We start from the raw sequence: 10723 nt of genomic DNA, 5'->3' as shown, positions 1-10723 counted from the left end.
CCTCCGGCGTTGTCGTCGGTCAACGACGCTCCGCGTCGATTCCCTCCTCCGCCTTGGATCCGAAGCCGCATGACGCCGCTCGCTGATCCGCTCCCTATCGCGCACCAGGTCGTTACCCCAGAGGGAATCGACACGGTGATCTCCGCCGGGCGACAGTGGCCGAACAGCCGACACCACACGTCCGGGAGGGACTTGACGTGCCGTACTTCGATGGCGCCGATGGAACCAGCCTGTTCTGCACCGACTGGGGGCAGGGCAGCCCGGTGGTGTTCGTGACGGGGGCCCGGCTCAGCAGCAGCGCGTGGGAGCTCCAGATGCTCCCGCTGTCCGAGCAGGGCCTGCGCTGCGTCGCCTACGGCAAACGGGGGCACGGCCGCTCGGACTGGGGCGGCCACGGGTACGACTACGACACCCTCGCCGACGGCCTCGCGGCACTGCTCGACCACCTCGGCCTTCGCGACGTGACCCTGGTGACACACTCGATGGGCGGTGGAGAGGTGATCCGCTACCTGTCCCGTCACGGGTACGGCCGGGTGAGCCGGATCGCGCTGATCTCGGTCACCGCGCCCCTGGCGATCAGGACGCCGGACAACCCCGACGGGGTCGAAGCGGAGCCTCTTCGAGGCCGGACTGGCGGACCGGACGGGAGACCGGCCGCGGTGGATGGCCCAGAACACGCTCATCGGGGCCGGCGCCGCGGACCTCTGACCCGCGCCGCCTCAGGAGGGTGTCGCGGCGAAGAGCGACACCGCACAGCCGTCCGGGTCGAGGACGACCGCGTACCTCTGCCCCCACACGGCGTCCCACGGTTCCAGGTGCCCCCGGTATCCGGCGCCGGTCAGCTCCGCGTAGACGGAGTCGACCTCCGCCGGACCGTCACAGAGGAAGGCGAGCCCGAGGCGTTCCCCGCCGTTCGCCGCCGCCCATTCCGGGTCGAAGGAGCGCACGACGTCCTCGGTGTCCCACAGCAGGCGCCGCCCGTCCGGGAGCGTGACTTCGACATGGGGCGCGGATTCCGCGCCGGCGGGGATGTCGAGGCCGAGCCGACGGTAGAAGGCGAGCGAGGCGGTCAGATCCGCGGTGGTGATGGAGATCGCGTCGAGTCGTGGAGTCATGGTCCGACCGTAGGCCGGGCATCGGCCCGCGGTCTTGTACGAATCGGTCACGCCCCCCGGCCGCGCTCAGCCCGTGCTGTCGCTCTCCGTGCCGTCCAGGCAGTCCGCCGGGGACGTGCCCGGGTCCGTCAGGGCCAGACCCAGCGCGGCGCGTTCGGTGACCCAGCGGGTCGGGCGGTGGCGCGGGTCGCCGGTCGTCGCGTACAGGGCCCGGTGCAGCTCCAGCATCCGGGCCGCGCCGATCCGGTCGCCCCAGGCCAGCGGGCCGACCGGGTAGCCGAGGCCGGTCGTGACGGCCAGATCGATATCGGCCGGGGTCGCCAGGGCGCGTTCCGCGATGGACGCCGAGACCGACACGACCGAGGCGAGCAGCCGCTGGGCGACCGAGCCCGCCGTGTCCCGTACCACCGACACCGCGAACGGCTCGCCGTCGTCCGATGCCCGTGCCAGCACCGCGCGGGCGTCCCGCGCGGCAGCCGGTTCAGCGGCCGGTGTCACGGCCAGCACCCGGCGGCGCCCGGACGCGGGCAGCGGGTCCACCCCGAAGGTGCGCCCGGCCGGCAGCCGGTGCGCGGCCACCGCGGAGGCGACCGTGGTGCCCCAGACCGGGACCAGCACCAGGGCCCCGGCCGAGGGCTCAGGGCCCGACTCGACCGTGGCGCCCGCCGCGGTCAGCGCCTCGCGCAGGGCGGTGGCGTCCCGCTCGTCCGCCGTGTCGGTGAAGACGTGCACCGGACGGTCCGGGGTACCCGTGACCGGCGCCTCAGCGGCCGGGGCGGGCGCCTCGGGGCCGTACGCGAACCAGCCGCGTCCGGTCTTGCGGCCGTGCAGACCGGCCGTCACCCGGTTCGGGGTCAGGTAGGAGGGGCGCAGCCGGTCCTCGTGGCGGAAGCCCTCCCAGATCGAGTCGATCACCGCTGCGGTCACGTCGAGTCCGGTGAGGTCCATCAGCTCGAACGGGCCCATCCGCAGGCCGAGTACGTCCCGCGCGATCCGGTCGATGCCCGCCGGGTCGCTCACGGTCTCCTCCAGCAGCGCGAGCGCCTCGGTGACCAGTCCGCGCCCGGCGTGGTTGATGAGGAAGCCGGGGGTGTCGGCGACCGTGACCGCGCGGTGCCCGCAGCTCTCCACGAGCGCCGTCAGCAGCGGCGGGATGCCGGGGCGGGTGGCCGCGCCCGGCACGACCTCGACGATCCGCATCAGGGGCACCGGGTTGAAGAAGTGCAGCCCGGCCAGCCGCGTCGGGTCCTTCAGCGCGGCGCCGATCCGGGTCACGGACAGCGAGGAGGTGTTGGTCGCGAACACGGCCGAGGCGGGCAGCACCCGCTCCAGCCGGCCGAAGACCTCTGTCTTGGTGGCGAGGTCCTCCCGCACGGCCTCGATGACCAGCTCGACCTGCGGGCCCTCGGCCCACGGGTCCGTGAGCGGGATCAGCCGGTCCACGGCGGCCGCCGCGTCCCCGGCGGACATCCGGCCCTTCTGCACGGCCCGCTCCAGCATGGAGCGCACGAAGCCGGCCGCCTCGGTCACGGCCTCCGTCCGTACGTCGCACAGCTCGACGGTGTGTCCGGCGGTGGCCGCCCACTGGGCGATGCCGCGGCCCATGGCTCCGGCTCCGACGATCCTGATACGCATGGCAGTTGAGGCCTCTCGGGGTGGTGGACGGGCGGATCGGACGGCTCGTGCGGGTCAGCGGAGATACACACGGTCCGGGTCGACATCCTCGCGCAGCAGCCGCAGCTCGTCCCGCGTCGGGGGTGGCACCTCCTCGACCGTGCCGGCGACGCGGAGGTCCCAGCCGGTGGCCGCCCGGACCTGCTCGACGGTGACGCCCCGGTGGACGGCGACCAGCCGCAGCTCCTCGCCCACCCCCTCACGGGCCAGGATGCCCAGCTCGGTGATGACACGGGTGACCCCGGCACCCAGTGGCCGGATGCCCTCGGCCAGCGCCCGGTCCGGTCCGGGCGTGGTGCAGAAGTCCAGCTCCGCGGTGAAGGAGCGCGGATCGTGACGGCGCATCACCACGAAGACCTCGCGGGAGTTGGCCATCACCTCGACCCCGCCCCCGGAACCCGGCAGACGGACCGACGGGCTCTCCCAGTCGCCGATCACCGAGGTGTTGAGGCTGCCCCAGCGGTCGATCTGCGCGGCGCCGAGGAACCCGACATCGATATGGCCGCCCTGGAGCACACAGCCGAAGAGCATCGGCATCGAGATCACCGCCTCCGCTCCCGTGATCAGGACGGCGTCGGCGATGGTCTCCGGCAGCTGCGAGGGGTGGGCGCCGCAGACCCCGGACTCGTACACCACCTCGATGTCGGGGGCGACCGTCAGATGGGCCAGTTCGGTGGCGAGGGTCGGCAGGCCGATCCCGGCGAACACCGTGCGGCGCGCGGCCAGTTCGCGGGAGGCGACGACGGAGAGCAGTTCGGACGAGGTGATGGTGCCCGGTGCGGTGGTGGTCATGACCCGTTCCTTGTCGTGTCCCGTGTGCGGATCCGTACGGAGCCGGTGGGTGCTCACAGCCGGCGCCCGTAGTTCACCGGCTCGCTGAGCGCCTCGCCGACCGCGAGCCCGGCCCAGAACTCCTCGCCGAGCTTCTCGACGTACTCCGCGTGGTCGGCCGTTCCGCGCACCCACTCGTCCAGCCAGTCCTGGAGCCGCCGCGGATCCTTGCTGATGTGCGACCAGGCCCGGTAGAAGGCGTTGTCCCGGTCGTAGTACCCCTGGGCGAAGGACGGATGCGCGCCGCGCGGGCAGCAGACGACGGCGTCGACCGCGTGGGCGGGAACCAGGGTGCGGTTCGGGTCCGAGCGGATCACCTCGTCGTCCACGATCTCCTCCACGACGACGACCGCCTTCCGCGCCGCGTACACCGCCTCGGCCTGAATGCCGGTCAGACCCCACATCTGGGTGTTGCCGCTGCGGTCGGCGCGCTGCGCGTGGATGATCGTCACGTCCGGGTTGACGGGCGGTACGACGTAGATCTGCTCGGGTTCGCCGTCCGGCCCCGGGTAGGGCGAGGTGACCTTGCGCAGATCGCTGTTGACGGACGGCAGATCGCTGCCCGCGTAGGAGCGCAGCGGATAGAACGGCAGCCGCTGGGAACCGGCGAGATAGCGGCAGATCATCCCGTAGTGGCTGTACTCCTCGAAGGCGAGCGGCGCCGGGTCGGCGCTCTCGACACGGCGGCGGAGCTCACCGAGCGAACCGGCCGAGGAGTTGCCCACGAAGGAGGAGACCAGGCGCGTCACGCACCCCGCGGCGAGCATCTGGTCCACCACGATGTCCGCGGTCATCCGGACGACCGTCAGGTCCCGGCGGCCCTGGCGGATGATCTCGTGACCCGCGGCGGTCGGGATGAGATGGGTGAAGCCTTCGAGGCAGACAGTGTCACCGTCGTGGACGAAGCCGGCGATCGCCGCCCTCATCGACATCGTCTTGTCTTTCCGGTCCGTCCTGGCCACGGTGCTCCTCCGCTGCGTGTGCGTCGTCGCGCCCTGCGGTGCGTGCGCGTCGCCCCACCGTGCCAGCGGCCATTGATTGCTGTCCAATACCAAATTAAGGTCGGATCAAGACGGCTGATTAATCAATGATCGCCGAGGTGAGGGGTGGGTATGGAACTGCGTCATCTGTCCGCGTTTGTCGCCGTGGCCGAGGAGTTGCACTTCGGCCGGGCCGCCAAGCGGCTCCAGATGGCCCAGCCGCCGCTGAGCCAGCAGATCCGGCAACTGGAGAAGGAGCTCGGCGTCCAGCTCTTCGAGCGCAACACCCGTTCGGTGCGGCTCACCAGTGCGGGGGAGTCGTTCCTCCAGCCGGTACGTACCGTGCTCGACGACCTCGACATCGCGGTCCGGGCCGCGAAGGCCGCGGGCCGCGGCGAGTACGGGCGGGTCAGCATCGGCTTCGCGGGCGCCTCCAGCCACGAGACGCTGCCCCGGCTGACCCGGGCGGTGCGCGCCGCCCACCCCGGCATCGAGCTGGTCATGACGGGCCAGACCTACGCCAACGTCGCGCTGGCGCGGGTCGCGGACGGCTCGCTCGACCTGGGCTTCGTCCGGCTGCCGGTGACCCAGCCGGGCGTGGCCCACCGGGTGATCGACGAGGAGGAGCTCGTCTGCGCGCTCCCCTCCGATCACCCGCTCGCCGACCGGGACAGTGTTCCCATCGGGGTCCTGGCCGAGGAGCCGTTCGTCGCGTTCCCCGCCAACACCGGCTCGACCGTGCGCGATGCGATGGTCGGGGCCTGCGAGGCCGCCGGGTTCAACCCGCGGGTGGTGCAGGAGGCCCCCGACTCGTACACGATTCTGGCGCTGGTCGCCGCGGGCGTCGGGGTGACCCTCACCGTCACCTCCGTCCAGCACATCCAGCAGAACGGCCTCGTCTACCGCCCGCTCGCCGGCCCGCCCATCCGGCGCCAGGCGGCTCTGGCCTGGCGGGCCGACAACCCGTCCGCCGCCCTGCGCGCGGTGCTCGCCGTCGCGGAGAACGCCCTGCCCACGCCGTCCTCGTGACCGCTCGCCACGATTGAGACGCGCTGCGTCTCGAATCAGGGGCAACTGGATATTGGACCGGCTCAGTCGCCGGGTGCGAGGGTCACCCCACACCCTTGCCGCCTTCTCCCCGCCCCGTCTCCGTCCTCCCACTCCGTCCCCGCTCCCGGAAAGGTCCCGCCGTGCCCGACCAGAACGATGTCGTGATCTGCGAACCGCTGCGCACCCCCATCGGCCGCTTCGGCGGAGCGCTCGCAGGGCAGGCGCCGGCCTCCCTCGCCGCGCTCGTCATCGCCGAGGTCGTCGCCCGCACCGGAATCGACCCGGGCCGGGTCGACGAGGTGATCCTCGGCAGCGCCTACCCGTCCGCCGACGCCCCCGCCATCGGCCGGGTCGCCGCGCTCGACGCCGGGCTCCCGCAGTCCGTCACCGGCACACAGATCGACCGCCGCTGCGGCTCCGGACTGCAGGCCGTCCTCGACGCCGCGATGCAGATCAGGGCCGGCTTCAGCGAGGTGGTGATCGCGGGCGGTGTCGACGTGATGAGCGCCGCCCCCTACTACACGCACGACGGCCGCTGGGGCATCAAGGGCCCCGGCCTCCAGCTGCACGACTCGCTCGCCCGGGGCCGGGTCACCGCGGGCGGCATCCACCACCCCGTGCCCGGCGGCATGATCGAGACCGCCGAGAACCTGCGACGGGAGTACGGCATCAGCCGCGCCGACCAGGACGCGCTCGCCCTGCGCTCGCAGCAGCGCGCCGGCCGGGCCGCGACCGAGGGGCGGTACGACGCGGAGACCGTCCCCGTCACCGTACGCACCCGCAAGGGCGAGACGGTGGTCACCGCCGACGAGCACCCGCGCCCGGACACCACCGCTGAACAGCTCGCGGCCCTGCGCCCGATCATGGGCAGGACCGACCCGGCGGCCACCGTCACCGCGGGCAACGCCAGTGGCCAGAACGACGCGGCCGCCGCCTGCCTGGTGACCAGCGCCGCCACCGCGGAACGGCTCGGCCTCACCCCGCTCGTCCGGCTCGTCTCCTTCGCCCGCGCCGGGGTGCCCGCCGCCACCATGGGCATCGGCCCCGTCCCCGCCACCCGCACGGCGCTCGCCCGCGCCGGGCTCACCCTCGCCGACCTGGACCTGATCGAGCTCAACGAGGCCTTCGCCGCCCAGGTGCTGGCCTGCACCCGCGAACTGGGACTCGGCGAGAAGGACCACGAGGAGCGGATCAACGTGAACGGCTCCGGAGTCTCCCTCGGCCACCCGGTCGGCGCCACCGGCGCCCGCATCCTCGCCACGCTGACCAGGGAACTGCACCGCCGCGAGGCCCGCTACGGCCTGGAGACCATGTGCATCGGCGGCGGTCAGGGCCTCGCCGCGGTCTTCGAGCGCATCGCGGTCTGAAGGACCGCCACCACCGCACGGAACACCCCCTCGGACACCCTGCGGCGCGGCCCACGTCGGGCCGCGCCGCCACGGGTGCTTCCCGGCTGCCCGGCCGTTCATTGAGACGCATCGCATCTCACTGCACCAGTAATTCGGTATTGGACCGTTCAAGGTCCCGGCTGGCACCGTAACGCCATCAGCCGTCCGCCGCCGTCCCCCTCAGCTGCGCGGCGCGGGGCGTCACAGGCGACGCTCCCTTCCGGTACCCCCCCCGTACCTCTGTCTCGTCCCCCTGCCATCCGCTTGATCAACGACGTTCACGGGAGCCACCATGAGTGCGTCCACCGCCACCGCACGAGAGCGCACCAAAGCCGCCAACCGCGCCGGGTTCGGAGCCTTCATCGGCTCGACCATCGAGTGGTTCGACTTCTACATCTACGGCACCGCGGCCGCGCTCGTCTTCGACAAGGTGTTCTTCCCGGAGCTCGAAGGACCCGTCGGCACCCTGGTGGCGTTCGCGACGTTCTGGGTCGGCTTCCTCGCCCGCCCCATCGGCGGTGTCATATTCGGGCACTACGGCGACCGCCTCGGCCGGAAGAAGACCCTGGTCATCACCCTGCTGATCATGGGCATCTCCACCACCGCGATCGGCCTGCTGCCGAGCTACGCCTCCATCGGGATCGCCGCACCGATCCTGCTGGTCGCGATCCGCATGGTGCAGGGCATCGGCCTCGGGGGCGAGTGGGGCGGCTCCGTGCTGATCGCCTCCGAGCACGCCCCGAAGGGCAAGTCGGTGCTGTACGGGGCTTTCGCCCAGCAGGGCTCGCCCGTCGGCAACACCCTGTCCACCCTGAGCTTCCTCGCGATCAGTCAACTGCCCGGCGCCTCGTTCGTCTCCTGGGGCTGGCGGCTGCCGTTCCTCTTCTCGGCCGCACTCGTCATCGTCGGCCTCCTCGTCCGGCTGAAGGTCTCCGAGTCCCCGGCGATGGCCGCCCTGATCAGCAAGAAGAAGGTCGCCAGGCTCCCGATCACCGAGGTGCTGCGCAGTCACCCGATGCTGATCGTCCTCGGCATCGGCGCCTGCACCATCGGTCTCTCGGCCACGTACTTCAAGTCGACGTTCGCACTCTCCTGGGCCACGACCTCGCTCGGCTTCGACCGCAGCTCGTTCCTGACGATCATCCTCGTCGCCAACATCACCCAGATCGTCGTGCAGCCCTTCGGCGCACTCATCGCCACCCGGATGAAGAGCTGGTCCCGTGCGGTGACCGTGATGCTGCTGCCGGAACTGATCCTGATGCCGATGATGTTCCTGCTGATCCGCACCGAGAACTACGGCCTCGCGATGATCGGCGTCGCCGTCGCCACCATCCCGCACTGCCTCTACTACGCGGCCCTCGCCGGTATGCTCGCCAGCCGCTTCCCCGCGCATCTGCGCTACACCGGCATCTCGCTCTGCTACCAGCTCTGCGGCACGCTCCTGGGCGGGACGACCCCGATCATCGGCCAGTTCCTGCTGAACCGGACCGGCTCGATCGCCGCCGTCATCGCCTACGCCGTCTTCCAGGTGGTGCTGACGCTGGGATGCATGCTGCTCCTGCTCCGGCGCCCCAACCACGACGAGCGGTCCGCCGAGCCGGTCGCCGCACCGCGGACCGCCCCCGTCACCGCCTGAGCCCGCACTCCACCACGACATGAACGGAGGCCGGCCCGTGCCGCTGACCGTGAACGGCATCCCCGAGATCCTCGCCCTGAGCGGACGCGACCTGGGGCACTCCGACTGGAAGGAGATCACCCAGGAGCTCATCGACGCGTACGCCGCCGTCTCCGGGGACCACCAGTGGATCCACACCGACGTCGAGCGCGCCGCGTGCGGCCCGTACGGACGCACCATCGCGCACGGGTACATGGTGCTGAGCTGGGGCATCCCGATGTTCGGTGAACTGCTCCGGGTACGGGGGGTGGGCCGCGCCCTCAACTACGGGGTCGACCGGGTCAGGTACCCGGCGCCGGTGCCGGTCGGCAGCCGGGTCCGGCTGCACGCCGCGGTCACCGGGGTGAGCGAGGTCGCCAACGCGGGGGTGCGGATGTCCCGGGCCTTCACCTTCGAGCTGGAGGGGTCCGTGAAGCCCGCCTGCGTGGCCGAGTCGCTGACCCACTTCTACCCGTGACGTGAAAGGACCCGGCGCCGCCGCACACCTGCGCCGGGTCAGGTGGCCTGCCGCGCCACAGGCACGGTTTCCGCCGCCGCCGCCGGCGCGAGATGGTCCGGCGTGGAGTCCGGGTCCGTCAGCCGGTTCAGCCGCGCCGGTACGTCGAGGCCGACCAGCACCACCACGATCACCGTGCCCGCGAACGTCAGCACCGCCAACGCCTGCCCCAGGTCCATGCCGGAGGCGAGACGCGCGCCGAGGACCGGGGCGACGGCCCCGCCGAGAGCGCCCACGTTGTACGTGAAGCCGAGCGCCGCCCCCCGGCTCGCCGTCGGGAAGTGCCCGCCGATGTAGCGCGGCAGCAGCCCGGAGATGCCGAAGCTCGTCGCCTGGAGCAGGAAGAGCAGGATGCCGAGCACCAGCAGGTTGTTCTGCACGGCGAACGCCGGATAGACGAAGGCCAGCGAGACCAGCAGCGTCAGCGCGTACGCCTTCTTCGCCCCGATCCGGTCGCCCAGGAAGCCCGCGACCCAGCAGCCGGCCATGGTGCCGAAACCGGCGAAGTACAGGACGTCGGTGACCTGGTCCGTGCTGTAGCCCAGCTCGGTCTTCAGGTACGTCGGCAGCAGCGCCTGGATCGGCCACGAGTACAGGAACGCGAAGAACAGCGTCACGATCATCGACAGATACAGCACCCAGCTCCGCCTGCCGCCCAGCTGCACGGCGAAAGCGGCGAGCGAGAGTCCGGCGATCACCGAGAGCACCGGCACCATCCCGGCGCCGCCGGGCGTGAAGACGAGGAACAGCGAGACCGTGGCGACGACGACCAGCACCGTGTTGGCCGTGGCCCGGCCGCGGGTGACGAACAGCGGCCCGAACGGATTGGGCTTGGCGCCCTTCGCCGCGACGGACTCCGTCCACTCCTCGGCCTCCGGCAGCGCGCGCCGCATCCACAGCGCGACGGCGATCGGGACGAGGCCCAGATAGAACATCCAGCGCCAGCCGAGGGAGGGAACCACCCAGTTGTAGACCTGGGCGGCGAGCACCGAACCGACCGAGAAGCCGGAGATCAGGAAGCCGCTGGCCCGGCTGCGCATCCCGGCGGGCCAGCTCTCCATGACGTACGTGGAGCCGGCGCTGTACTCACCGGCCATGCCCATGCCGATGGCCAGCCGGGCGGCGAACAGACTGTGGTAGTTCCACGCGAACCCGCAGGCGAAGGTCCCCACCGAGTACAGCAGGATGCTCAGCACCATGGAGAGTCTGCGGCCGTACCGGTCACCGATGGCGCCGAGCACCGCCCCGCCCAGCCAGCGGGTGATGAACGCGCCGGAGATCAGGCTTGCCGCCTGCACCGTGCTCAGGCCGAACTCGTCACTGATCTCCGTCAGTACGAGGGTGATCAGCACGAAGTCGAAGCCGTCGAGGACATAGCCGATCCAGGCGGCGAAGAACGACTTCCATTGGGTGCGGCTGACCTGGCGGTACCAGGGGAGCGTGGGGGGTGATGTGGTCTGCACGGTGACTCCAGGATGCGGGGCGGCGCTCTCCCCTGAACAGCCGCCCCGCGT

9 protein-coding genes and 1 pseudogene are annotated in these 10723 nt (G+C 71.5%); 5 read left to right on the top strand and 5 right to left on the bottom strand.

Annotation, left to right across the window (positions count from 1 at the left end; genetic code table 11):
• Nucleotides 1-314: 314 nt before the first annotated feature.
• Nucleotides 315-500, top strand: a pseudogene (locus tag AB0I52_RS30890) (alpha/beta fold hydrolase); the annotation flags it as partial.
• Nucleotides 501-719: 219 nt separating this feature from the next.
• Here the strand turns inward: AB0I52_RS30890 and AB0I52_RS30885 are convergent.
• From AB0I52_RS30885 to AB0I52_RS30870, 4 genes are all read right to left on the bottom strand, one after another.
• Nucleotides 720-1115, bottom strand: a complete 396-nt coding sequence (locus AB0I52_RS30885) for a VOC family protein (RefSeq protein WP_363078183.1) — start codon at nt 1113-1115, stop codon at nt 720-722.
• 66 nt (nt 1116-1181) lie between these two features.
• Nucleotides 1182-2750 (bottom strand): 3-hydroxyacyl-CoA dehydrogenase, encoded by a 1569-nt coding sequence (locus AB0I52_RS30880; protein WP_363078181.1) that lies wholly within the window; start codon nt 2748-2750, stop codon nt 1182-1184.
• A gap of 54 nt (nt 2751-2804) precedes the next feature.
• Nucleotides 2805-3581, bottom strand: coding sequence for a CoA-transferase (locus tag AB0I52_RS30875; RefSeq protein ID WP_363078179.1), 777 nt, complete (start codon nt 3579-3581; stop codon nt 2805-2807).
• Between the two features lie 53 nt (nt 3582-3634).
• Nucleotides 3635-4552: a CoA-transferase gene (locus tag AB0I52_RS30870; protein WP_363078185.1), complete on the bottom strand. Its 918-nt coding sequence runs from the start codon at nt 4550-4552 to the stop codon at nt 3635-3637.
• 180 nt (nt 4553-4732) lie between these two features.
• Between AB0I52_RS30870 and AB0I52_RS30865 the strand changes: the two genes are divergently transcribed.
• The 4 genes from AB0I52_RS30865 to AB0I52_RS30850 all read left to right on the top strand — a co-directional run bounded on the left by AB0I52_RS30865 (nt 4733) and on the right by AB0I52_RS30850 (nt 9170).
• A complete protein-coding gene (locus tag AB0I52_RS30865; RefSeq protein ID WP_363078177.1) occupies nt 4733-5629 on the top strand; it encodes a LysR family transcriptional regulator in 897 nt (298 codons plus the stop codon).
• A 161-nt stretch (nt 5630-5790) separates the two neighbouring features.
• Complete coding sequence (locus AB0I52_RS30860) at nt 5791-7017, top strand: acetyl-CoA C-acetyltransferase (protein WP_363078175.1); 1227 nt, start codon at nt 5791-5793, stop codon at nt 7015-7017.
• Between the two features lie 313 nt (nt 7018-7330).
• Nucleotides 7331-8674, top strand: coding sequence for an MFS transporter (locus AB0I52_RS30855; protein ID WP_363078173.1), 1344 nt, complete (start codon nt 7331-7333; stop codon nt 8672-8674).
• Between the two features lie 37 nt (nt 8675-8711).
• Complete coding sequence (locus AB0I52_RS30850) at nt 8712-9170, top strand: MaoC family dehydratase (protein ID WP_363078171.1); 459 nt, start codon at nt 8712-8714, stop codon at nt 9168-9170.
• A 38-nt stretch (nt 9171-9208) separates the two neighbouring features.
• On the opposite strand, the gene AB0I52_RS30845 is transcribed toward AB0I52_RS30850, so the two are convergent.
• Nucleotides 9209-10672 (bottom strand): sialate:H+ symport family MFS transporter, encoded by a 1464-nt coding sequence (locus tag AB0I52_RS30845; protein ID WP_363078169.1) that lies wholly within the window; start codon nt 10670-10672, stop codon nt 9209-9211.
• Nucleotides 10673-10723 lie beyond the last annotated feature (51 nt).

The sequence above is a fragment of the Streptomyces sp. NPDC050423 genome (assembly GCF_040655445.1).
Classification (GTDB): domain Bacteria; phylum Actinomycetota; class Actinomycetes; order Streptomycetales; family Streptomycetaceae; genus Streptomyces.
The sequence above is the reverse complement of the archived record's forward strand: the minus strand, read 5'-3'. Positions and strand labels throughout refer to the sequence as shown.